Source organism: Campylobacter sp. RM6914, from assembly GCF_004803835.1.
GTDB lineage: Bacteria > Campylobacterota > Campylobacteria > Campylobacterales > Campylobacteraceae > Campylobacter_A > Campylobacter_A californiensis.
In genome coordinates, this window is sequence record NZ_CP012545.1 from 475,372 (window position 1) to 498,506 (window position 23,135).

The following is a 23,135-nucleotide window of genomic DNA, read 5'->3' on the forward strand; positions in this document are numbered from 1 at the left end:
GGATCTGATATGAAGTATAAAAAGATTTTATTTCCAATAGGCGCAGGTGATGATATAGAGCAACGCGTTTATGGTGCTTTAAAAGTTGCAAAGTGGTTTCATTCACACATGGAGATCATGGCTTGCCAGCTTGATCCTAGTATTGTTTATAACATGAAAATGACGTTAAGAGGCGGAGTTTTGTTTGAGGAATTTTTAAAGTCGGCAAAGGCGGACATGAAAGAAGAACACGAGCAAAATGAAGCGATGTTTAAACGAATTTGCAAAGAGCTTGATATTAAAATCAGTGACAAGTCAATAGATGGCATGTGCACTGCAAATTTCGTAACACATCAAGGAAAGCGTAGCGCGATAGTAGAGCAAGAGTCTAAATTTTGTGATATGGTTGTTGCTGCCGTTCCTTTAAACGGTAAGATAACCGGGACTTTTGAAGCCGCTGTTATAAAAAGTGGCAAAAACGTGATAGCTATACCAAGAAATTTAAAAGAATTTAGTGCAAATAATATCCTTGTAAGCTGGACGGCTACTCCACAAAGTTCACGTGCGTTAACTAGTTCACTAGATCTTTTAAAACGTGCCCAAAATGTCCATTGCGTAACATCTAAGGCAAGCCTTGGAGAAAATGCGGAGATTAATCTTAAAAAGCTTGAAGAGTATTTTGGTCTTCACGGCATAAAAGCTACTTTTGATGTCGTAGATACAACTTCTATACCGGGCGAAGCTCTTCTTAAGGTGGCAAATGAAGCAAATGCCGACCTTATAGTAGCCGGAAGACACGGAGAAAATGGCTTAATGGAAATGGTGCTTGGCGGAACATCAAGATTTTTCCTAGAGCATACAAATATCCCTGTATTTATGTAATCCACGCAAAACGGCACTCTTGCCGTTTTGTCCTCTTTTATAAAATTTTATAAATCACAAAGTCAATAAATATTTTTAACAGTTGAGCCTAATTATATAAGATATGTAAGACGGTTTAAATTTAAGTGTATGGTGCGATCAGCGAGACTCGAACTCGCACACCTGCTGGCACTACCCCCTCAAGATAGCGTGTCTACCAATTCCACCATGATCGCAAAAATAATTTTTAAGAAAGAACAAAAGCCCCAAGAATGGGGCTAAATTTAACGTCTAGCGCTTAGCCAAGCATTGGGTTTGCGTAAAGAACGATAAGTGTAATAACAAGTGCGTAAATAACTTGTGCTTCGATCATCGCAAGTGCGATAAACATTGTGGTCATAAGTTTTGAACCTACGCCAGGGTTTCTAGCTGTACCGCTAATAGTTGCTGCAGCTGTGTTACCCATACCGATAGCGCCGCCAAGAGCAGCAAGACCAAGACCGATACCGGCTGCGATAACAGAATAAGATCTAACCATCTCGCCGTCTGCGCCAAATGCAAAACCAGCAAGAGCTAACATTAAAAATACGACTTTTTTCATCGTAACTCCTTGTGAAATTTTTAAAAGCTTTCGGATCTGTCCCCTACTTGACTTTTGAAGTCGTATGATACAAAAATAAAGCTTTGATTTTCTTAAAGTTTTATGCTGTGTTTCAAATAAAAACATAAGCTTTTTAAAACAGTGTAAAATTTCTTAAAGTTATTCAAAAATAAAAGTTTTTTTATGATTTTTATGGTATCGTTTGATTTATTTAAAAAAAATTTAAAATAGGCTACAAATGTTAAATGATAAGTTTTCAAAAATAGGATTTGTTTTGGCGATGGCAGGCTCTGCCGTAGGACTTGGTAATGCTTGGAAATTTCCAACTATGGTTGGAAATAACGGAGGCTCTGCCTTCATAGTGCTTTATCTGGCTCTTACCTTTGGTGTTGCTTTTGTTGCTTTTTTGGCTGAATTGAGCATAGGAAAATTAGGTGAGACGGATATAGTAAATTCCATGTATAAATTAGCACCAAAACACAAAAAAGCATGGTCACTTACAGGGTTTTTTATGATAACGGCTGTTTTGATAGCTTCGTTTTATATGGTTGTTATCGGCTGGATCCTATACTATATATACATAAGCTTTACTGCGCTTCCTAAAGATGTGTCAGAGGCCGGAGCGATATTTGGCCTGCTTTTAAGCGGCGATGTCTTTAGTGCTTTAATCTGTTTTAGTGTCGTGTTTTTTATTGTATTTTTTGTAGTTTCAAAAGGCATAAAGGGCGGTATAGAAAAGCTAAATATATGGATGATGCCGACACTTTTTGTTTTGCTGGTTTTAATGCTGTTTTATTCGTTCTCAATGGCTGATGGATTTTTAAAAGCGGCTGAATTTTTATTTGTTCCAAATTTTGGTGCTATAACTGCAGATACAGTCTTGATGGCTCTTGGTCTTGCGTTTTTTTCACTATCCATGGGCGTTTGCACTGTTCCTACATACGCTGCAAATCTCTCTGACGGAACAAATTTGGTAAAAGCTACGCTTTCTATCATATTTATAAATATCTTAATCGGTATCATGATGGGGCTTGTCGTGTTTACCTTTGTTTTTGCTTACGGCGGAGACACTACACAGGCTGGACCAGGACTTATCTTTGTATCTTTAACGACTCTTTTTGCAAAGCTTGGAATAGTGGGTAACATCTTATCGGTTGCATTTTTTACATCACTTTTGTTTGCAGGTGTTACAAGTGCGGTTTCCATGATAGAGCCATTTGTCTTTTATCTTGTAAATAAATTTAAAATAACTCGTCTAAATGCTTTGATTTATATCGGTATGGTCGTATACGTCTTGGGTGCATTTTGTATATTTTCTTACTATAAGCCGACATCTGAGAGTTTTACATTTTTAGGTAAGCCGATGTTTGACTTTCTTGACTATGCTACTTCAAACGTCTTAATGCCGTTTGGTGCCATTGTATTTAGCTTTTTTGTTGGATTTATGCTTAAAAAAGAGGCTTTACTTACACTTTTTGGATCATTTATGAATGAGAAAGTGTTTGAAATTTGGTATTTTTTACTTCGTTATATTACTCCGCTTGCGATAATTGCTATCATGCTTTATCAAATTTTTGGCAGTTGATATGAGTGAAAAATTTAGCAAAATAGGCTTTATTTTATCTATCGTCGGAGCAGCTATAGGGCTTGGAAATGCGTGGAAATTTCCTTATCTAGTAGGCATAAACGGCGGTTCGGCATTTGTTTTATTATATCTGTTTTTCGCCATTGTCGTTGGGCTTAGTATATTTTTTGCCGAGATGGCTATGGGTAAAATTTCACTTAGCGATACGGTAAATGCATTTAAAAAGCTAGCCCCTTCTCATTCTAAAGAGTGGGGATTTGCCGGCGTTATTATGATCACTGGTTTATTTGTCGCCTCTTTTTATACGCTTATTATCGGTTGGGTCATAAGATATAGCGTCGTTGCGCTTTCAAAGCTACCTGCCGATATTGAGACTTCGACAAATTTGTTTGGAAATTTTATCTCAACTAACGCTTGGGAACAAATTTTGTATTTTTCCATAGCATTTTTTGCTTACTTTTTTATACTTACAAAGGGTATTAAAAGTGGCATAGAGCGTATAAATTTATGGCTTATACCGATACTCTTTGTCCTACTTTTATTAATGCTTGCTTATTCTACAAGCATGAATGGATTTGATAAGGCGGCGGAGTTTTTGCTTGTCCCTGACTTTTCTAAGATAAATTCAGATAGTATTTTTATGGCGCTTGGGCTTGCGTTTTTTACCATGTGCATCGGTATAGGGGCGGTTTTAACATACTCTTCAAGTCTTGATGATAATACAAATTTATTTACCTCTTCTTTATATGTAGTTTTTTTAAATATCATAACTAGCATTATCATCGGTCTGATCGTGTTTACCTTTGTGTTTGAATTTGATGCCCAGCCGTCTCAAGGTGTCGGTCTTGCCTTTATCTCGCTTCCTACACTTTTTGCTAAGCTGGGAGTGCTTGGTAATGTGCTTTGTTTTACGTTTTTTATAACACTTGTCTTTGCGGGACTTACATCTGCCATTTCAATGGTGGAGCCATGCATCTTCTATCTAAATAGAAATTTTGGCTTAAGTCGCGTAAGATCAATTCTTATAGTAGGTAGCGTAGTTTATGTTTTGGGTGTACTTTGTGCGCTTTCAAATATAAACGAGGTTAAGGAGATACTCAAATTTTTTGATAAAAGTTTTTTTGATTGTCTTGATTATCTAAGCTCAAACATCATGCTTCCTCTTGGTGGTATAGTTATATCGATTTTTGTCGGATACTTCATGCAAGTTAATACATTAAAAAAATTATTTGTACCATATATGGGAGAAAGGGTCTTTAAAATTTGGTATTTTCTAGTCCGATACATTGCTCCCGTGTGTGTATTTATAGTTTTAGTGAAAGGAATTTTATAGTGCAAAAAGAACAGTTTAGTAGGATAGGTTATGTTCTTGCAGTGGCAGGCTCTGCCGTAGGACTTGGTGCGATATGGAAATTTCCTTATGTCGTAGGAGAAAATGGTGGCTCAGCCTTTGTTATGCTTTATATTTTGATCTGCTGTTTAGTAGCGATACCGGTTTTTTTAGCAGAATTAAGCATAGGTAAGCTTAGTGAAAGTGATAGTGTAAACGCCTTTAGAAAATTAGCGTTTAAAAACAAAAAATTCTGGGGTTATGTCGGCGGTCTTACTATGGTTACTGCGGCTGTTATCGCTAGTTATTATCTAGTGATTATAGGTTGGGTATTTAAGTATCTTACGCTCTCTTTTACATCTTTGCCTAAAAATATCGAAAGCTCTAAGGATTATTTTCTTGAGTTTTTAACAAAAGATTCGTTGGGGCAGTTTGTATTTTTTGCTTTAGCGTTTGCTACTTGCTTGCTTATCCTTTCTCGCGGTGTTAAAAGCGGTATAGAAAAGATAAGTGTATGGATGATGCCTGCTCTGTTTTTGATGCTTTTATTTATGTTATTTTACTCATGCACCATGGATGGATTTATAAAAGCTGCACAGTTTTTACTTGTTCCTGATTTTAGCAAAATAACATTAGCTTCGTTTTTTTCAGCACTTGGACTTGCATTTTTTACTATGTCGTTAGGTATGGCAGTTATTATTACTTACTCGGCTTCACTCTCTGATGATGCAAATTTATTTAGGTCTACAATAAGCGTTGTCGGTATAAATATCCTCATAGCTATCATAGCAGGACTTGTGATATTTACATTTGTATTTGAATTTGATGCAGAACCGTCTCAAGGTGTTGGGCTGGTATTTATGTCGCTTCCTACACTCTTTGCAAATTTAGGCTTTACGGGCAATATTCTTGCGATCATGTTCTTTACGGCGCTTAGTTTTGCGGCACTAACCTCTGCGATATCTATCATTGAACCTTTTGTATTTTTCCTTATACGTGAATTTGATATAAGTCGTGCAAAGTCGCTAGCTATCGTTGGCGGTGGAATTTTTGCTCTTGGTATACTTTGTATATTTGCAAATATCGAAGGAGTTGGTGACAAATACATGGTGTTTGGCAAAGATTTCTTTAGTTTCCTTGATTTTACGGCTGAGAAAATTTTACTTCCACTTGGTGGTATAGGCGGGGCTATATTTGCCGGATATATTATCAAAAAAGAGGCGCTATATACGTTATTTAGCCCATATATGACTGATTTTATGTTTGATGTTTGGTATATTCTGGTTAGATACGTATCGCCTATTTTCGTGCTAGCTATTATGATAAATATGTTGTTTTTTAGCTGATAGACAAACGGCATCTTTTTGGTTTTAAAGGTGCCGTTTTCTGATTGCTACACTTTTAAATTTTTTGATATATTTTTAGTGTAGACAAACTCTTTTTTAGTTGTTTTTTGATATATTTTTAGAAAATTTGAGATCTTAAAGGAAATTTTTATGCAAGTAAATCTAGTTGCTGAAGGTTTTAGATTTATGATCCTTGGCATGAGTAGTGTATTTTTATTTCTCATGCTAATGGTTCTTGTGCTTAAGATTCAGGCTAAAATTTTTGAACGCTTTGCAAGTATGCCTGATGTTTTACCACCCCCATCCAAACCAAATCAAACTTCGATAAACAATAACGAGTTGGTGGCAGTCATAGGCGCCGCTATAAATCAATACAAGAAAAACACAAGAAGGTAAAAAATGGCAAAGAAATTTATTGACATTATGGACACGACTTTTCGTGACGGTTTTCAGTCGGTTTATGGTGCACGCGTGCTTATGAATGACTTTTTCCCGGCTCTTGAGGCTGCAAAAGATGCCGGCATAACTCACTTTGAATTTGGCGGAGGCGCACGTTTTCAAAGTTTGTATTTTTATCTAAACGAAGACGCCTTTGAGATGATGGATAAATTTAGATCTATCGTGGGAAAAGATGCAAATTTACAAACACTCGCACGCGGTGTAAATACCGTTATGCTTGACACTGGAAGTAGAGAGCTTATCGACCTGCACGCAAAAATGTTTAAAAAACACGGCACAACTACGATACGAAATTTCGATGCCTTAAATGATGTTGAAAATTTAAAATACTCTGGCGAAAGGATAGTTCATCACGGACTCAAACACGAAGTCGTCGTTACGATGATGGATCTACCGCCAAACTGTGTTGGTGCTCACGATGTTGCTTTTTATGAGAGAATTTTGCGTGAAATTTTAGATGCAGGCATACCTTATGATAGTGTTTGCTTTAAAGACGCAAGCGGTACAAGTAGCCCCCAAAAAGTATACGAAACCATAAAAATGGCTAGAAGACTACTGCCTGAAGGCACTCATGTGCGACTTCATACTCATGAGACGGCTGGCGTGAGCGTGTCATGTTACTTGGCTGCACTTGAAGCAGGGGCTGACGGTATAGACCTGGCTGCCGCGCCTCTTAGCGGCGGAACATCTCAGCCTGATATCCTAACTATGCTTCATGCTGTTAAAGGTAAGGATTATGATCTTGGCGGTCTTGATGTAGAGAAAATTTTAAAATACGAAGATGTGTTAAAAGGTTGCTTGAGTGATTATTTCACTCCGCCTGAGGCAACACAAGTAAGTCCTTTGATACCATTTTCTCCTATGCCTGGCGGCGCACTTACGGCAAACACTCAAATGATGCGAGATAATAACATACTTGATAAATTTCCTCAAGTAATTGACGCCATGCGCGAAGTCGTTGAAAAGGGTGGGTATGGCACAAGTGTAACGCCTGTTAGTCAGTTTTATTTCCAGCAAGCATTTAATAACGTAATGTTTGGAAAATGGAAAAAGATCGCCGAAGGGTATGGCAAAATGGTTCTTGGTTACTTCGGCAAAACCCCTTGCGCTCCAGACAGTGAAGTCGTAAAATTAGCTGCCGAGCAATTAAAATTAGAACCTACCACGCAAAAAGCGCTTGATATAGCAGATCGTGACGAAAGTAAATCTTTGGCTCATACAAGAGAAATTTTAACCAAAGAGGGCATTGAGATAAATGATGAGAATTTATTTATAGCCGCCGCCTGTAAAGAAAAAGGTATCGCATTTTTAAAAGGTGAAGCAAAGGTTAATGTTCGCAAGATAAGTCAAATGCAAAAAACAAAAGAGGTTGTTTCAAATCAAGTTGCAAGCTCAAATAATGGAAAATACAGCGTAGTTGTAAATGGCACGACCTATAATGTCGAAGTTAAAGAGGGCTTTAGTGATGGTGTCGAGGTAAAAAGTATAACTCCTGTGTCTGCGCCACAAGTCCAGACTTCATCTAAAACTTCAACCGGAGAAGCGATACTTAGTAGCCTGCCAGGTACTGTTAGTAAAATTTTAGTCAAAGTGGGCGATAGTGTTAAAAAAGGACAAACTGTTGTTATTTTAGAAGCAATGAAGATGGAGATCGAAGTTCCTGCTGCAAATGATGGAGTAATAAGCGTCATTGAAGTGATACAGGGTCAAAATGTCCAAAATGGACAAGTCTTAGCTAGGATGTAAAATTTATGAAAAAAATTTTACTTTATATGATGCTTGTTGCTTTCGCATCGATATTTTGTTATGCAGATACTGTTCAAGCCGCTCCTAGTGCGCCAAAGGTTGAGTATAAAGAAAAAAGCATAGGCGATCTTTTTAGGGGTTTTTACAAGACTACCGGCATAAATGCTTTTTTAAATCCGACCGATGGGCTAAAAGATAGTTCGGGACATGAGTTAAGCAAATTTACTCAAAGCTGGGGCAGGATCATAATGTTTTTTGTCTGCTTTTTGCTTTTTTATTTAGCGATTAAAAAAGGATTTGAGCCGCTTTTGTTGCTTCCTATCGGATTTGGTGGACTACTGGCAAATATCCCGATTGCCGAAATCGCTGGTCCAAACGGATTTTTGGGTATTATTTACGGTTTTGGTATAGAAAGCGGACTTTTTCCTCTTATCATTTTCATGGGTGTCGGAGCGATGACTGACTTTGGACCACTTCTAGCTAATCCAAAAACAGCTATGCTAGGAGGCGCGGCACAGTTTGGAATTTTTGCAACACTTATTGGCGCATTGGCTCTTAGCCAACATACTTCCATTTTTAATTTTTCTTTAGCGGATGCCGCTGCGATTGGTATTATAGGTGGAGCGGATGGTCCTACGGCGATATTTTTAGCTTCCAGACTTGCGCCTGATTTGCTTGGAGCTATAGCCGTTGCAGCATACTCGTATATGGCGTTAGTTCCGATTATACAACCACCGATCATGAGAGTGCTTACGACAAAAGAAGAGCGTAAAATTCGCATGGTGCAGTTGCGAGAGGTAAGCAAGCGTGAAAAGATCATCTTCCCTATTACGATTTTGATGCTTTGTGTCCTTGTGCTTCCTGATGCAACTCCGCTTATCGGCGCACTTGCTTTTGGAAATTTGGTGCGTGAATGTGGCGTAGTTCAGCGCTTGAGCGATACCATGCAAAACGCTCTTATAAATATCGTAACGATATTTTTGGGACTTTCTGTTGGCTCTAAATTGGCCGCTGAAAAATTTCTTGTACCAAACACGCTAGGTATTTTAATGCTAGGTCTTGTTGCATTTTCTATAGGAACTGCAGCTGGTATTATAATGGCTAAAATTATGAATAAATTTAGCAAAGACAAGATAAATCCACTTATAGGTGCAGCCGGTGTTAGCGCTGTTCCGATGGCGGCTAGAGTTGCTAATAAAGAGGGTATTAAGGAAGATTGCACTAACATTTTGCTTATGCATGCTATGGGACCAAATGTTTCGGGTGTTATCGGCTCTGCGGTCGCAGCCGGTGTGCTTTTATCCATATTTAAATAAATTTATAAGGAAATGTTATGATCAGTGAACTTGCAAAGCTTGGACTAAACGGTGTGAAAGAAATTTTTCACAACATAAGCTACGATGAGCTTTTTGAACACGAAAAGCGCAACGGCGAAGGCAGAGTAAGCGACAACGGTACTTTTATGGTGGATACTGGAATTTTTACAGGTAGAAGTCCAAAAGATAAATACTTCGTGAAACAAGACGAAAGCCAAAAATACATTGCATGGGGTAAGATAAACCAACCTATCACAAAAGAACTTTTTGATAAGCTTTTAGCTAAAGCAAAAAAACAATTGAGCGGAAGCGACCTTTATGTTCAAGATGCTTATTGTGGTGCAAGTGCCAAATCAAAACGCTTGGTTCGCTTTGTAACTCAAGTTGCATGGCAAGCTCATTTTGTAAAAAATATGTTTATCCGTCCAAGCCAACAAGAGCTTAAAAATTTTAAACCTGATTTTGTTGTTTTTAACGCTTGTAAATGCGTAAATGATAGCTTTAAAGAAGATGGACTAAATTCCGAAGTTTTTGTTATATTTAATGTCGAAGAAAACATCGCTGTTATCGGCGGAACGTGGTATGGCGGCGAGATGAAAAAAGGAATTTTTTCCATGATGAATTACTGGCTTCCGCTTGAAGGAAAGCTTAGTATGCACTGTTCGGCAAATGTCGGCAAAGACGGAGATACTGCACTGTTTTTTGGACTAAGCGGAACAGGCAAAACAACACTTTCAACCGATCCGCACCGCAAGCTAATAGGAGATGACGAGCACGGCTGGGATGATGATGGTGTGTTTAACTTTGAGGGCGGCTGTTATGCAAAGTGTATAAACCTTGACCCATCTAGTGAGCCTGAAATTTACGGCGCTATCAAACGTAATGCTCTGCTTGAAAATGTTGTAGCAGATGAAAACGGCGTTGTTGATTACAAAGATGGTAGTAAAACAGAAAATACTCGCGTAAGCTATCCTATCGAACATATCCAAAACCATGAGCCAAGTCTAAGCGCAGGTCATCCTAAAAATATTATCTTCCTAACTGCAGATGCATTTGGCGTACTACCTCCTGTTTCAAAGCTTACAAAAGAACAAGCAATGTATTATTTCTTAAGTGGTTATACTGCAAAAGTAGCAGGAACAGAGCGTGGTATAACAGAGCCGGTAGCTACATTTAGCGCATGTTTTGGTGAGCCTTTCATGCCTTTGCATCCAACCGTTTATGCCAAACTTCTTGGCGAAAAGATCGATAAGCACGGTGTAAATGTTTATCTTGTAAATACCGGCTGGAGTGGCGGAGCATACGGTGTAGGCAAGAGAATGAGCATAAAAGCTACTCGTGCTTGCATAAATGCTATCTTGGATGGAAGTATAACAAAGTGTGAATTTGAAAATTTTGATAAATTTAATCTAGCTATACCAAAGGCACTTGATGGCGTTGAAACAAAACTTCTTAATCCTATAAATACATGGGCAAATGCTGATGAATACCGTGTAACTCGTGATAAGCTTGCTGCTATGTTTGAGGCAAATTTTAAGCGTTATGAAGATGTTAAAGAGGGTATCGAGTACGCAAAAGCAGGTCCAAAAAACTAATATTTTAAGCGATGAGCAAGTCTCATCGCTCTTCTTCTTTTGTTAATTTTCACACAAAAATTTAAAATCATCTTAAAATAAATTTTTACCTTTTTTAATTATGGGTAAAATTTAAACACTTTTTGAATAAAAATATCAAGATAGTATATTTTTTTTAAATTTAAAAAAAATTTTTGCTTTTAGGGAGTAAGATAATAATGAACTAAATCACAATTAGGAGCTTGATATGAGTGAGAACAAAGGCGGGATATTTTCCCTATATTTTAGAACAAACCTTCTTGTTAGAATTCTGGTAGGTCTTATTTTGGGTGCAATTTTTGGTATTGTTTTTCAAAAAGCAAATGGAGCGATTGAATTTTTAGCACCATTTGGCGATCTATTTATTAGATTGTTAAAAATGATAATGGTGCCGGTGATAGTTTGCACGCTTATAGTAGGAACTAGTTCTATTGCGCCATCACATCTTGGCAAGGTCGGCTTAAAGGTTATTGTATTTTATATGTTTACCTCGCTATGCGCTATCATTATAGGTCTTTTAGTTGGTGTAGTCTTATCTCCTGGAGAGGGGCTTGAACTTGCTAATATTTCAGGTGTGGCAAAAGAAGCCAAAGCGCCTACTCTTGTTGAAATTTTACTAAATATCATCCCTACAAATCCATTTGGATCAATTGCAAAAGGTGATGTTTTGCCTATCATTTGTTTTTGTATATTTTTTGGTATCGCTCTTGCATTTAGTAGAGATAGTAAAGAAGAGAACATAAAAAAAGCTGCCGATACGGTTTATGCCTTTTTTGAAGGTATGAGCGATGTTATGTTTAGAGTTGTTGGCTGGGTTATGCAGTATGCTCCGATAGGTGTTTTTGCTCTTATTTTCATCGTATTTTCCAAAAATGGCGCGGAGGCGTTTGGACCGCTTGCTAATGTAACGATCAGTGTTTATATTGGTTTGGTATTGCAAATTGTGCTTGTTTACTGTGCTATTTGCTTTTTCTGTAAACTAAGTCCTATGACTTTTCTTAAAAAGGTAAGACCGCCGATGATTACGGCATTTGTTACTCGTTCATCGGGTGCAACGATACCTGTATCTATGGAAACAGCAGAAAAAAGCATGGGTGTTCCAAGAAGTATATTTGGCTTTACTCTTCCTGTTGGTGCTACTATAAATATGGACGGAACAACGATATATCTTGGAGTCTGTGCGATATTTGTAGCAAACGTGGTCGGTTCTCCGCTTGATTTATCACAGCAGCTTACCGTTGTTCTAACAGCTGTTTTGGCCTCTATAGGAACAGCCGGAGTACCTGGAGCTGGAGCCATTATGCTACTTATGGTACTTGAGTCAGTAGGATTAAAAGTAGAGGCAGGTAGCGTAGTAGCTATCGCTTACGGCATGATACTTGGCATAGATGCTATACTTGATATGGGTAGAACATCTATGAACGTAGTTGGAGATATGATGGGCGCGGTTGTTATCGCAAAAAGTGAAAACGAACTTAATGAAAAGGTGTGGAATTCATGAAACAGCTAGGTATAATAGGCGGTATGGGACCCCTTGCTACGGCGGATTTATATAAAAAAATCATAGATCTAACCCCGGCTACTTGTGACCAGGAACATCTACATATAGTCATAGACAGTTTCGCACAGATCGAGGATAGAACAAAATTTATAATGGGAGAGGGCGTGAGTCCTCTTGCTAAATTAGTCCAGAGCGCTAAAAGATTAAAGGAGGCGGGTTGCGAGGCTATGCTTATGGCTTGCAACACGGCGCATTTCTTTGCTCCTGATGTAGAAAAAGAAGCCGGTGTAAAAATTTTACATATCGCAAAAGTTGCCGTAGATGCAATAAAGAAGCGCTATCCAAATGCAAAAGATATCGCTGTTATAGCAACTAGCGGAACAAAGAAAGCCGGAGTTTACGACAATATTCTTAAAGAATATGGTTTAAACAGCGTTGGTTTTAGCAAAGAGCAACAAGACGGACTTATGGACTGTATATATAAGGGAGTAAAAGCCGGTAAAACGCAAGAATTTGTGCCTAAATTTAACCAAATAATAAGCGAGATTAAGGCAGATGTTTATATCGCTGCATGCACTGAAATTCCTATGTTTTTACCTTATTTGGATGGGGATTATAAATTTATAGACGCTACTCTTGAGCTTGCTAAAGTCGGTGTCGAGTTTGGTATTGAAAGAGAGATATTTTAAATTAAGCGGCTATGGTATAAATTTTATACCCAAACCATAGCCCAAATTTGTTTTTAGATGAATTTAGGGCGGATAATCGCCCTAAATTCAAGCATGAAAGTGAAATTCTTCAGGATGATCGATAGCATATCTGAATTTTTCCATATCGACCTTTTTATCCCAAATCGATACGATCAGACATCCTACGGCATTGCCGCATAGGTTTCCAACGGCACGCATTTCTGACATAAATTTATCAACTCCCAGTAAGACTGCAACTGTTACAACCGGGATACCTGTTGAAGGAAGAGCTGCTAGAGTTCCTGCTAATACGATAAATCCAGAACCTGTAACACCAACCGCGCCTTTGCTTGTTATCATTAGCACGATAAGTATGCTGATTAGATGTTCGAAGCTTAACGGTATGTTAAAGGCTTGTGCTAGGAATATAATACTTAAGCTTAGATAGATGTTTGTGCAATCTAAGTTAAAAGAGTATCCTGTAGGTATGATAAGTCCTACTGCGCCTCTGTGGATACCGGCGGCTTCTAGCTTTTGCATAAGCGGTGCAAGAGCGGTTTCGCTTGAGCTTGTTGCAAATACAACCAAAACCTCTTTTGATATAAAGCGCATAAATTTAAAGACATTGACTTTTGCAAAGTAGCAGATAATGCCAAGTATGACAAATATAAAAAAGCAGCTAGCAAGTGCCATTACTGCAAGAAGCTCCATCATGCCAAAAAGTGAGCTAAGGCCGAATTTGCCGATTAGATACGCCATTGCTGAAAATGCAGCCGCAGGGCTAAATAACATAAGCCAAGTAAGTAGCTTAAGCACATAATGTTGAACGAATTCAAGTGGTCTTAGACATGCTTTTTTATAGTCATGCTTTAAAAACGAAAGAACGATCGCTACAACAAGAGCCATAAAAAGCACTTGAAGAGTGTTTGAATTTATAAACGGACTTATCGGGTCGCTTGGAACAGCACTTTTTAATATCGACCACATTGAGCCTACATCGCGATCAACGTGAGTGTATTTATCGACACTACTTGGGTCAAGCGTTGTATAGTCAAGATTCATGCCATGACCAGGTCGTAAAACTTCGCCAAAAAATATACCTGAAGCCAAAGCTAGAGTGCTTACCACTTCAAAGTATATAAATGCTTTTAGTCCTATACTTCCTAGGTCTTTTAAACTCTCAAGTCCGACTATGCCAGAAACTATCGTTAAAAATATAATAGGACCTATTAAAATTTTAAGAGCTTTGATAAAATAATCAATACCAGGCTTACTTGCCACACCAAGATCTGGTGCAAAAACGCCAACTAAAATACCGCCTACGATACCTACTACGACCCAAAAGGCTAAATTTGTCATTAGCCTGATCGCTAAAGGTTTTTTTGCTTGTGTTGTTGTCAAGGCTTATCCTTTAGAGGTTTTCTTTAACACTAGCCGAATTTATCTTATCTCCCGCTCTTATGCTATCAAGCACTTTTAAGCTCTCATCGTCTACACATTTGCCAAACACGGTATGCACGCCGTCAAGGTGTGGCTGTGCGCTGTGGCAGATAAAAAATTGACTTCCGCCCGTATCACGTCCGGCATGAGCCATACTAAGACTTCCGCGTTCATGGCGCACATTTTGATCGTCACATTCGCATATTATTCTCCAGCCTGGACCGCCGGTACCTGTGCCGTGAGGGCATCCGCCTTGGATAACGAAATTTGGTATAACACGGTGGAAATTTAGCCCATTATAAAAGCCGCTTTTTATAAGCTCAACAAAATTTGCCACTGTTTGAGGCGCTTCATCTGCAAAAAGTTCAAGTTTTATCTCTCCCTTGTCTGTGTCTAAAATTACAAATTTAGCCTCACTTAATTCATCCATGTTTGGTTCGTAAATTTTTAATTCGTCAAAACGCATATTTTTCCTTTTTAAATTTATTCTATATTTGTATAAACAGCTTGAACGTCATCATCATCTTCTAACTTATCAAGAAGTTTTTCTACTTCAGACATCTCTTCTTCGTTTAAAGATATGCTTGATGTAGGGATGTATTCAAGTCTTGCTTTTTTAACTTCAAGCCCCAGCTTTTCTATACCTTCGCTAAGTGTACCAAAGCTTGTATAGTCGCCGTAGACATAAAGTGACTCACCTTCAAGTTCTATCTCTTCAAGCCCAAAATCAATCAACTCAAGCTCAAGCTCTTCGATATCTTTGGTAGGTTTTTCAAGCTCAAAAACGCTCTTTCTTGAAAACATAAAACTAAGACTTCCGCTTGGTAAAATTTCACCTCCGTTCTTGTGAAATATCGCTTTGACGTTTGCCACGGTTCGTGTCGGGTTATCCGTAGCGCACTCTACGATGATTTGTGTTCCATGTGCTGCTTTTCCGTCGTAAAATATAGTTTTGATATCTGCGCTATCTTTTCCGTTTGCGCGTTTTATAGCAGCGTCTATGTTGTCTTTTGGCATATTCTCGGCTTTTGCCGCAGAGATAGCCGCACGAAGTTTTGGGTTCATATCAGGGTCTATTCCGCCCTCTTTAGCTGCGACAGTGATAGCTTTGGCAAGTTTTGGAAAAACTTTGCTCATTTTATCCCAGCGTGCTTCTTTGGCGGCTCTTCTGTATTCAAATGCTCGTCCCATAAGTTTCCTTTGCGAATATTTAAAATAAAAAGACATATTATACAAAAGGCTTACTTAAAAAGAGTGAGATTTATGCGGTGTTTGCAAAAAATTTAAGCTAAAAAGCTTATAATTTGCGAATGATTTTTAAAGCCAAAAAAGAAGAAGCAAGCAGATGTATAGCCTTACTTAGGCTTGCTATGGAAGATGCCGCTTATTATCTTGCGGGGACCGACAATGATTTGCTTTGCGATGAAATTTTAGTTAAATTTTTTCAAAGTGAAGTAAACAGAGTAAGTTATAATAATGTCTATGTTTTTAAAATTTCAGACGAAATCGTAGGTGCGATTTGCGTGTATTTTGGCGGTGATTTAGAGTCGCTGGATGCTCAAATTTTAAAAAACTATAGCAATAAAAATAGTAAATTTACTCTTGCTGACGAATGCGAAGAGGATGAGTTTTATATCGACAGTATCGCCGTTAGCAAAGAATTTAGAGGGCAGGGCATCGCCACAAAGCTCATAGAATATGTTTGCAAGGTTGCAAAAGAGAGAAATTTTAGTAAAATTTCACTCATTGTTGATGAAGATAAGCCAAAAACACTGCTGTTTTATGAGAGCTTGGGTTTTAAATTTAATAAGAAAAAGATGATTTACGGTCATGAGTACAACCATTTGATTAAGGAGATAATATGAGAAAATTTAAAGTTGAAAACGTTCATTGTTCTAATTGTGCAAATACTATAAAAAATGCACTAGAGGATGATTTTGGAGTGATTGAAGTTGATTTAAGCGTTGAGCCTAGAGTGATTAGTCTTGAAATTTCAGACGAAAAAGTTGCAAATTTTAAATCGGAAATGAGCGATTTAGGATTTGATGTTATAGAAGAAATTTAATGCAAAAAATTAAGCTAAATATAGCAGGAATGACTTGCGTAAATTGCTCAAATGCAATTGAGAGAGTTGCTAAAAAGATCGAAGGAGTAAGCTTTGCAAAGGTAAATTTTGCAAATGGCTTGGGTGAATTTGAAGTATCAAACGCCCAGGTGCAGGCTTTGCTTGAAAACAAGATAAAAAAATTAGGATATGACATCGCTTTTGACGCTGATGAATTTGAGCAAAAACGAAAGCGTCATATAGCCTCTTTGCGAGACCGTTTTATAGCAGCCATAGTTATAAGCGCCGTCATTATGGTGCTTGAAATGTTTGGCGAGCCTAGTTTTATTATAAATTTAGCCATGATCTTGCTTGCGTTATTTGTTCTTTGCTTTAGCGGACGAAGCTTTTACGTCCATGCTTGGGGTGCTGTGAGAAATAAAAATTACGACATGAACGTCCTTGTGGCACTTGGTACGGCAAGCGCATTTTTGTATTCGTTATTTGTATTTTTATTTCCAGACTTTCTACCTAGCGATCTTAGAAACATGTATGTTTCAGGATCTGCTATGATAATTTCTTTTGTGCTTTTGGGTAAGTATTTAGAGGAGCGTTCAAAGGCAAAAGCGGGGGATTATCTAAAAACATTGCTTAAAATTTCACCAAAAACCGCACTTGTGATAAAGCCTGACGGTCAAAATATACAAGTTGATATAAATGAGCTAAATATCGGCGATATCGTAGTCGTTAAAAGCGGATATAACATCCCGTGTGACGGTGTTATCGTGCAAGGCGGAGCCGAGATAGACACCTCGATGTTAACAGGAGAGAGCTTGCCTGTTTATAGGGCGGTTGGCGATAATGTATTTGCCGGGACGTTAAATACAAACGGTTATCTTAGTATAAAAACCGCCAAAAAACCTACTCAAACGCTTCTTTCGCAGATCGTAGCTCTTTTAAGCGATGCAAGCACTAAAAAAATGCCTATTTCCAGACTTGCAGATCGTGTGGCAAATATTTTCGTGCCAAGCGTTATTTTGATCTCGATTGCTACATTTTTAGTTTGGTATCTAGTTGGTAAAAATTTTGATTACGCTATCTCAAATGCGATTTGCGTGCTGATCATCTCTTGTCCTTGCGCCCTTGGGCTTGCTACTCCTATAGGGATAATATCTGCATTAGCACGTGGTGCAAAGGGCGGAATTTTGATTAAAAATCCAGAAGTATTAGAGATTATCAAAGATGTAAAATTTGCTGTTTTTGATAAAACAGGAACGCTTAGCAAGGGTAAAATTGCCGTTAAAAAGCACTCTTTAAGCGAGCATCATCTATCTCTTGTAGCTTGCGTGGAAAATTTAAGCGAACACCTTATTTCAAAGGCTGTAGTTGAATACGCAAAACAAAATAATATCAAAATAAAAAAACTTACCGGAAATTTTAAAACCATAGTAGGTCACGGTGTGGCATACTATGATGATGAAAATTCGGTCATCGTAGGCAACGAAAAACTTTTAAGAGATGAAGGTATAGAGATAGATGCGCAGCAAAGAGCCGAGATGGCTGAGATCGTAAAAGACGGAAGCGGAATTATACTTGTTGCGATAGATCAAAAATTTGCAGGCTTTATAACTCTTGGCGATGAGCTAAGAGACGAGAGTGTGCATGTTATCTCGACACTAAAAGAACACGGCATAAAAACCGTAATGCTCTCTGGTGATAATGAGAGCGTGGTTAGTGCATCAGCTCTTGCACTTGGTGTTGATGAGTATTATGCAAATGCGCTTCCAAGCGATAAATTTGAGCTTATATCACAGCTTGGAAAGCAAGGCAGGGTTATCTTTGTCGGAGATGGTATAAACGACTCTCCGTCACTAAAACAAGCTGATGTAGGCATAGCGATGAACTCCGGCTCTGATATAGCAAAAGGCGCAGGAGATATCGTGCTTGTTAAAAATGACTTAAGAAGCGTTTTGTATGTTATAGAGCTTGGTAAAAGCACGATGAGAACGATAAAAGAAAATTTATTTTGGGCTTTTGTGTATAATATCATTTGTATCCCAATCGCTGCCGGTGTGCTTTATCCTGTATTTGGACTACTTTTAAATCCAATATACGGCGCCATAGCTATGTGTTTTAGTTCGGTTACGGTTGTGTTAAATTCAATTAGACTTAGATTTTTAAAATTTAGAGGTTAAATGTGAGAGTTGGTGAAATTTATGGTGTTTTAGCTATCGCGTTGGCTAATCACTTTAACAAAATTTTAGATGTAACGCAGTTTATGCAGATAAAAAAGTCAAAAACTTGGCTCGTGCAAAATGATACTCAGGCTTCTCGTGCAGGATCGGCACTTTATAGCGAATTTTTACAAAATGAAAGTAGCGCGGCGCTTTGTGATGATTTTGTTATTTTAGAGCCGTATTTTAAGGCGCGATATTATTTTAACGCAGCTGATGAGGATCTGGCTAAATTTTATAAAAGCATAAATTTTACTCCTAAAATGGGTGAAGTAGATAGTATATCAAACCAGCTTGTTTTTATCGCTGCTGTGCTAAAAAACGAACTAAACGAAAACTCGGAGAAAATTTTAAAAGCGTTTTTAACCGGGTTTTTCTTACCTTATGCTACGGCCCTAAGCCAAGATATAAAAGCTAAAGCGCAGAGTAAATTTTATGGTGCTATGGGATATTTTTTAGAGGACTTTTGTAAAAATTTACAAGATATTTTTGGTATAAAACAAAGAGCATAAAGGCAGCTTCTTGCTTTTATGCCGTGCTAAATTTTCATGCCTTTATAAGCTTGGCTGCAGGTTTATGATCTGCGCTATTATATTTGATTGAGCTGCATTTAGATATAAGCTTTTGTGTTGATGTTTTATCTTTTTCTGTGCAAGTTGTGCTATTTGTTTTCTTATCTTATTTAGCTTCTGGTGTAGCTTTTGTAACTGCTTTTTATATCTCTGTGTCAGTGCTTAAACTGTTGGTTTTGGTTGTTTGATTTGTTTTTAGTGCGATAGTGCTTTTAAATTTTGGATTATGAATTTGGTTTGAATTTTCAATGCTTTGTGGTTTTAGGTTTTAAGACGAATGTCGTTTAGATCACTTATCTGCGTTTTATGCCTTTGCTTTTAGCGGTATTGCAATCTAAATCATTTACTTGATTATACCTATACTATCTCCAAATTTTAGCTCTTTTTCTTCAAATAAATTATACTCTATCGCGTCTTTTTCACCAATAATCAAGATGGTTGAACCAAGCTCGAAATTTCCAAGCCTTTCGCCTTTTTTAACATATAAATTTTCATAACCGTAAATTTGTGTAAAGTCCGCCTTGGCATTTGTTTGTATACGCTCATCAAAGCTAAATTTCATCTTGCCGACATTTAGTGCACCTACAAATACAAGCCATAAAATTTTATTATCTCGTATTTTGCATTTTAAGGCAACGCGTTCGTTTTTGGCATAAAGTTCGTCTACTTTTTTTAGCCAGCTTCTAGCCACGCTATAAAGCTTACCCGGGATATATGTGGCTGATAAAATTTGCATATCACAAGGAGCGTGATAATGGTGATAGTCGCGTGGGCTAAGGTAGATGTTTGCAAAGTCATACTGGAGACTTAGCTCTTTGTTGCTTATGGCTGTTCCAAGAAGCTCTTTTAGGCTGTATTTCATACCTTTAACGCTAAATGCCATGCCCTGGCTTGTGCTTCCCGAGCTTAAACATGTGCCGTCGCAAGGACTTATGAAGATTTGTTCGTCTTCGTCAAATTTACGAGGCAAAAGCAGTGAACGCGTGAAAAGCTCGTTTAGGCTATTGTATTTTTCAGGTTTTTCAAATTCACTCATGTTGATGTTAAAAAATTTAACGTATTGGTTGTTTATGAAATTTTGTATAAATTTCGGTAGCTTTAAGCCGCCTATTATGCCAAATATTTTGGAAAAATTCTTATCAAAGTTCATCATCGTCTCCGAATTTAAATTTAAGCTTTTTATTTTATCATTTCGTTCTTAAACCAAGGCCTTAAGGATCTACAAGTCGGGCTTTAAGTCAAGAACCGCGATCTCGCTTGGAGCAAATATCCTAACAGGCGGACCCCAAAAGCCGGCTCCTGAGCTAACATAAACTTGCATTTTGTCATTATGCGTGTATAGCCCGTGCAGATAGCCTTGATCGATAAGCACAAGGGCTTGAAAAGGAAAAATTTGCCCTGCGTGCGTGTGCCCGCAAAGCACTAGATCAACATCTTGCGTCATTGTTTTTATAAATTTTGGCTGGTGTGAGAGTAAGACGGTTGGTAAATTTTTATCCGTGCCCTCTAGCGCCTTGTCTAAATCAGGCTCTAAATGTTTAAACCTAAAACCTGCTATATCATAAACACCGGCTAAATTTATCCCATCTATTTTGATGTTTGCGTTGCCTAAAATTTTAACTCCTGTTTGACTTATCTTTGCTAAAATTCCATCTATCCCGTGATAGTATTCGTGATTTCCAGGGACATAAAAGATACCATGTTTTGACTTTATGTCCTTTAATGGATCTAAAAAGTCTCCGATGTGCTCGCTGCTAAAATCTATCATATCACCAACTATCACGACAAGATCTGGTTTTGTGCTGTTTATCTGATAAACAAGCGATGCTAAAAATTCTTTCTGTAAAAATTCTCCTATATGAACATCTGTAATCATAGCTATACGCATAGGCTCTTTTAAATTTTTAAGCTTTATTTGTGTGTGACGTATCACAGGTGGAGTTAGGGCGTTAAACATGCCTTTAAAAAAGTAGCTAAAAAGCAGTATGAAAAATGTTAAATCAAAGCAAAGCTTTATAAATTTGCGCCTATTTGAGTCAAATTTTGTTTTTTTAAACAGCACTCTTAGAATATCATAGACAAAGCTTACGGCAAACAAAAATAGCGAAAATCCTATAAGCGTTCCTGTAAAAATATACATTTCAATGTTAAAGAAATGAAATAGAATTTGTAAAACAAAGCCAAATTCAAGTATCGAAATAACATAAAAAAAGATACGAATATAACGCAAGTAAGGCCTTAAAAAGCCGATATTTTTTACAAAACGTTTGTAAGAGTATAAATTTATAAGTGCGGAGAAAATAATACCGCCGATAATAATACGCAATAAACCCATTTGTTTTCCAGAAGTTAAATTTAAATGAAAGATTATATAAGAAAAATATGAATAAAAATTAGATGAAATTTAAAAAGGGCGGAAAGTTCCGCCCTGTTACTAGAAGAGTATCTTAATGAACCTTGCCGGTTTCGATTCTCTCTTTGTAGATTTTGCGAAGTTTTCTGATGTCGTTTTTGACCTCAAATACACCATGCCAGTGAGCATAGTCAGGCGCATTCATCGCAGCACCTTGTCTCATACGACGACCTTCGTGATGCCATAGGTGATAGAACACATCTTGGAATTCATCAGCCCACATATCATCAAGCAATAAATTTTTAGCTTTTAGATCGTCAAGCATTTTCTTGGCTTCATCGTAGTATACGTTGTAAAGTTGGATATGCTTATCAGCCATAATAAAGAAGTTCTCTGTATTATGTGTTGTATGGCAAGCTTTACATACTTGTTTCATTTCGGCTCTTGCAGCCTCAGGACCCTCAGGGTGTCCGGCAAGTGGTGTTCCTACGTTTATTTTGCCTGTTTTTTCAAATGTCTCTACAGCTTTATCGTATCCGCCTGTTCTTAGCTCTGTTCTTGGAGCCCATAAGTTCCATTTTAGACGTTTAGAAACGTTGTGAGTCATGCTTGTTTCGCCTACGCCGCTCATGTGGCAAGCCGCACAAGTTGGAGCTCTAAAGTCAGGTACGTCCCAAGTATCAGGAGCTGCGTCGTATTTCCATGTATGACCCTCTGCGTTATAGATATGACCGTGTTTTGAGTTGTTAAAGATCTCAATATCCGGATGATCAGGTCCAAGGTGGCAAGATGCACAAGCCGCAGGTTTTCTGGCTTCAGCTATGCTAAATTTATGCATAGTATGGCAAGATTTACAACCGCCTACGCTTCCGTCAGGATATACGTTTGCTATACCGTAGTTAGGGTATGTTTCAGGTGTTGGCTTGTGGTTAGCATCAAGTTTGATGATAGAGCCGTGGCATTGCGCACAACCTGTAATATCCGGAGACATTTTGAACTCAGGATGATCGGCACCCTCGTAGTGATACATTAGTTTAACCATTGCAGGGTTGGCATACATCTGCATACCGCCTCTAGCGTGGCCACTTTGAGTATACTCTTTGTATGCGTCTTCGTGGCATTTAGCACAGGTTTTAGGGCTAACTAGCATAGAAACGTGTGTATCTGAACCTTTTGGGTGAACCTCTACAGAAGCCATTGGGTTGTCAGCGTTTACAGCGTGGCAGTCCATACAGCTAACACCAACGTGGGCGTGGCGACTTTCTTTCCAGTCAGCAACGACACCAGGTGTTTTTTCTGCGTGGCATTCAACACAGGCTTTTGACTCTTTAGTCATTTTGTGATTTACCTTGATATTTTTAACAAGGTTTATCTTGACGTCAGAGCTTTGATTCGCATCAGTGTTTGCAAAAGCAACAGATGCGACAAAGGCTAGTAATATAGCGACTTTTTTAAACATCTCTTTC

At 37.9% G+C, this 23,135-nt stretch carries 21 protein-coding genes and 1 tRNA gene; 14 read left to right on the forward strand and 8 right to left on the reverse strand.

What is annotated here, in order from left to right; translation table 11 throughout:
* The first annotated feature begins 9 nt into the window (after positions 1-9).
* Positions 10-861: a universal stress protein gene (locus CCAL_RS02540; RefSeq protein ID WP_169936159.1), complete on the forward strand. Its 852-nt coding sequence runs from the start codon at positions 10-12 to the stop codon at positions 859-861.
* Positions 862-991: 130 nt separating this feature from the next.
* Here the strand turns inward: CCAL_RS02540 and CCAL_RS02545 are convergent.
* Positions 992-1,076: transfer RNA gene (locus CCAL_RS02545), tRNA-Leu, on the reverse strand.
* Between the two features lie 62 nt (positions 1,077-1,138).
* Positions 1,139-1,441: a F0F1 ATP synthase subunit C gene (locus CCAL_RS02550; protein WP_169936161.1), complete on the reverse strand. Its 303-nt coding sequence runs from the start codon at positions 1,439-1,441 to the stop codon at positions 1,139-1,141.
* Between the two features lie 238 nt (positions 1,442-1,679).
* Between CCAL_RS02550 and CCAL_RS02555 the strand changes: the two genes are divergently transcribed.
* The 9 genes from CCAL_RS02555 (at position 1,680) to CCAL_RS02595 (ending at position 13,026) form a co-directional block, all read left to right on the forward strand.
* On the forward strand, positions 1,680-3,026 hold the full coding sequence (locus CCAL_RS02555) for a sodium-dependent transporter (RefSeq protein ID WP_170016247.1): 1,347 nt from the start codon (positions 1,680-1,682) through the stop codon (positions 3,024-3,026).
* Position 3,027: 1 nt separating this feature from the next.
* Positions 3,028-4,359: a sodium-dependent transporter gene (locus CCAL_RS02560; RefSeq protein WP_170016249.1), complete on the forward strand. Its 1,332-nt coding sequence runs from the start codon at positions 3,028-3,030 to the stop codon at positions 4,357-4,359.
* On the forward strand, positions 4,359-5,702 hold the full coding sequence (locus CCAL_RS02565) for a sodium-dependent transporter (RefSeq protein ID WP_169936167.1): 1,344 nt from the start codon (positions 4,359-4,361) through the stop codon (positions 5,700-5,702). Before CCAL_RS02560 ends, CCAL_RS02565 begins: the two co-directional genes overlap by 1 nt.
* A gap of 150 nt (positions 5,703-5,852) precedes the next feature.
* Positions 5,853-6,098, forward strand: coding sequence for an OadG family transporter subunit (locus CCAL_RS02570; protein ID WP_170016253.1), 246 nt, complete (start codon positions 5,853-5,855; stop codon positions 6,096-6,098).
* A gap of 3 nt (positions 6,099-6,101) precedes the next feature.
* On the forward strand, positions 6,102-7,907 hold the full coding sequence (locus tag CCAL_RS02575) for a biotin/lipoyl-containing protein (RefSeq protein WP_170016255.1): 1,806 nt from the start codon (positions 6,102-6,104) through the stop codon (positions 7,905-7,907).
* Positions 7,908-7,912: 5 nt separating this feature from the next.
* Positions 7,913-9,223, forward strand: coding sequence for a sodium ion-translocating decarboxylase subunit beta (locus tag CCAL_RS02580; protein WP_170016257.1), 1,311 nt, complete (start codon positions 7,913-7,915; stop codon positions 9,221-9,223).
* A gap of 17 nt (positions 9,224-9,240) precedes the next feature.
* Complete coding sequence (gene pckA / locus CCAL_RS02585; RefSeq protein WP_194239112.1) at positions 9,241-10,818, forward strand: phosphoenolpyruvate carboxykinase (ATP); 1,578 nt, start codon at positions 9,241-9,243, stop codon at positions 10,816-10,818.
* A 226-nt stretch (positions 10,819-11,044) separates the two neighbouring features.
* Entirely contained in the window at positions 11,045-12,337 is a 1,293-nt protein-coding gene (locus CCAL_RS02590; protein ID WP_169936174.1) for a dicarboxylate/amino acid:cation symporter, read from the forward strand.
* Entirely contained in the window at positions 12,334-13,026 is a 693-nt protein-coding gene (locus tag CCAL_RS02595) for a cysteate racemase (protein ID WP_170016258.1), read from the forward strand. The genes CCAL_RS02590 and CCAL_RS02595 overlap by 4 nt, the downstream gene beginning before the upstream one ends.
* Before the next feature lie 87 nt (positions 13,027-13,113).
* Here the strand turns inward: CCAL_RS02595 and CCAL_RS02600 are convergent, their stop codons facing one another.
* From CCAL_RS02600 to CCAL_RS02610, 3 genes are read right to left on the reverse strand one after another with little or no spacing between them, the layout of a single operon-like run.
* Positions 13,114-14,385 carry a cation:dicarboxylate symporter family transporter gene (locus tag CCAL_RS02600; protein ID WP_169936582.1) on the reverse strand — a complete coding sequence of 424 codons (1,272 nt, stop codon included), beginning with the start codon at positions 14,383-14,385 and terminating at the stop codon, positions 13,114-13,116.
* Between the two features lie 52 nt (positions 14,386-14,437).
* Positions 14,438-14,932, reverse strand: coding sequence for a peptidylprolyl isomerase (locus tag CCAL_RS02605; protein WP_170016260.1), 495 nt, complete (start codon positions 14,930-14,932; stop codon positions 14,438-14,440).
* Between the two features lie 17 nt (positions 14,933-14,949).
* The gene (locus CCAL_RS02610) at positions 14,950-15,657 is read right to left on the reverse strand and encodes a YebC/PmpR family DNA-binding transcriptional regulator (protein WP_169972080.1); all 708 of its coding nucleotides are present in this window, start codon (positions 15,655-15,657) and stop codon (positions 14,950-14,952) included.
* Between the two features lie 119 nt (positions 15,658-15,776).
* Here CCAL_RS02610 and CCAL_RS02615 point away from each other — a divergent pair, with 119 nt between their 5' ends.
* From CCAL_RS02615 to CCAL_RS02630, 4 genes are read left to right on the forward strand one after another with little or no spacing between them, the layout of a single operon-like run.
* Positions 15,777-16,331 (forward strand): GNAT family N-acetyltransferase, encoded by a 555-nt coding sequence (locus CCAL_RS02615; protein WP_169936183.1) that lies wholly within the window; start codon positions 15,777-15,779, stop codon positions 16,329-16,331.
* A complete protein-coding gene (locus tag CCAL_RS02620; protein WP_170016262.1) occupies positions 16,328-16,531 on the forward strand; it encodes a heavy-metal-associated domain-containing protein in 204 nt (67 codons plus the stop codon). The genes CCAL_RS02615 and CCAL_RS02620 overlap by 4 nt, the downstream gene beginning before the upstream one ends.
* Positions 16,531-18,705, forward strand: a complete 2,175-nt coding sequence (locus CCAL_RS02625) for a heavy metal translocating P-type ATPase (RefSeq protein WP_170016264.1) — start codon at positions 16,531-16,533, stop codon at positions 18,703-18,705. The genes CCAL_RS02620 and CCAL_RS02625 overlap by 1 nt, the downstream gene beginning before the upstream one ends.
* A 2-nt stretch (positions 18,706-18,707) precedes the next feature.
* Entirely contained in the window at positions 18,708-19,256 is a 549-nt protein-coding gene (locus CCAL_RS02630; protein WP_169972077.1) for a hypothetical protein, read from the forward strand.
* A gap of 403 nt (positions 19,257-19,659) precedes the next feature.
* On the opposite strand, the gene CCAL_RS02635 is transcribed toward CCAL_RS02630, so the two are convergent.
* The 3 genes from CCAL_RS02635 to CCAL_RS02645 form a co-directional block, all read right to left on the reverse strand.
* The gene (locus CCAL_RS02635) at positions 19,660-20,466 is read right to left on the reverse strand and encodes a phosphatidylserine decarboxylase (protein WP_169936190.1); all 807 of its coding nucleotides are present in this window, start codon (positions 20,464-20,466) and stop codon (positions 19,660-19,662) included.
* Positions 20,467-20,535: 69 nt separating this feature from the next.
* Positions 20,536-21,651, reverse strand: coding sequence for a metallophosphoesterase (locus tag CCAL_RS02640; protein WP_170016266.1), 1,116 nt, complete (start codon positions 21,649-21,651; stop codon positions 20,536-20,538).
* A gap of 112 nt (positions 21,652-21,763) precedes the next feature.
* Positions 21,764-23,128 carry a multiheme c-type cytochrome gene (locus CCAL_RS02645; protein ID WP_169936193.1) on the reverse strand — a complete coding sequence of 455 codons (1,365 nt, stop codon included), beginning with the start codon at positions 23,126-23,128 and terminating at the stop codon, positions 21,764-21,766.
* Positions 23,129-23,135 lie beyond the last annotated feature (7 nt).

Bases quoted from the DNA above. Each gene is read 5' to 3' on its own strand.
- CCAL_RS02590 (WP_169936174.1), top strand. From the start codon at position 11,045: ATGAGTGAGAACAAAGGCGGGATATTTTCCCTATATTTTAGAACAAAC.
- CCAL_RS02610 (WP_169972080.1), bottom strand. From the start codon at position 15,657: ATGGGACGAGCATTTGAATACAGAAGAGCCGCCAAAGAAGCACGCTGG.
- CCAL_RS02580 (WP_170016257.1), top strand. From the start codon at position 7,913: ATGAAAAAAATTTTACTTTATATGATGCTTGTTGCTTTCGCATCGATA.
- CCAL_RS02570 (WP_170016253.1), top strand. From the start codon at position 5,853: ATGCAAGTAAATCTAGTTGCTGAAGGTTTTAGATTTATGATCCTTGGC.
- pckA (WP_194239112.1), top strand. From the start codon at position 9,241: ATGATCAGTGAACTTGCAAAGCTTGGACTAAACGGTGTGAAAGAAATT.
- CCAL_RS02645 (WP_169936193.1), bottom strand. From the start codon at position 23,128: ATGTTTAAAAAAGTCGCTATATTACTAGCCTTTGTCGCATCTGTTGCT.
- CCAL_RS02620 (WP_170016262.1), top strand. From the start codon at position 16,328: ATGAGAAAATTTAAAGTTGAAAACGTTCATTGTTCTAATTGTGCAAAT.
- CCAL_RS02640 (WP_170016266.1), bottom strand. From the start codon at position 21,651: ATGGGTTTATTGCGTATTATTATCGGCGGTATTATTTTCTCCGCACTT.
- CCAL_RS02595 (WP_170016258.1), top strand. From the start codon at position 12,334: ATGAAACAGCTAGGTATAATAGGCGGTATGGGACCCCTTGCTACGGCG.
- CCAL_RS02540 (WP_169936159.1), top strand. From the start codon at position 10: ATGAAGTATAAAAAGATTTTATTTCCAATAGGCGCAGGTGATGATATA.
- CCAL_RS02625 (WP_170016264.1), top strand. From the start codon at position 16,531: ATGCAAAAAATTAAGCTAAATATAGCAGGAATGACTTGCGTAAATTGC.
- CCAL_RS02555 (WP_170016247.1), top strand. From the start codon at position 1,680: ATGTTAAATGATAAGTTTTCAAAAATAGGATTTGTTTTGGCGATGGCA.
- CCAL_RS02635 (WP_169936190.1), bottom strand. From the start codon at position 20,466: ATGAACTTTGATAAGAATTTTTCCAAAATATTTGGCATAATAGGCGGC.
- CCAL_RS02605 (WP_170016260.1), bottom strand. From the start codon at position 14,932: ATGCGTTTTGACGAATTAAAAATTTACGAACCAAACATGGATGAATTA.
- CCAL_RS02575 (WP_170016255.1), top strand. From the start codon at position 6,102: ATGGCAAAGAAATTTATTGACATTATGGACACGACTTTTCGTGACGGT.
- CCAL_RS02600 (WP_169936582.1), bottom strand. From the start codon at position 14,385: ATGACAAATTTAGCCTTTTGGGTCGTAGTAGGTATCGTAGGCGGTATT.
- CCAL_RS02615 (WP_169936183.1), top strand. From the start codon at position 15,777: ATGATTTTTAAAGCCAAAAAAGAAGAAGCAAGCAGATGTATAGCCTTA.
- CCAL_RS02560 (WP_170016249.1), top strand. From the start codon at position 3,028: ATGAGTGAAAAATTTAGCAAAATAGGCTTTATTTTATCTATCGTCGGA.
- CCAL_RS02550 (WP_169936161.1), bottom strand. From the start codon at position 1,441: ATGAAAAAAGTCGTATTTTTAATGTTAGCTCTTGCTGGTTTTGCATTT.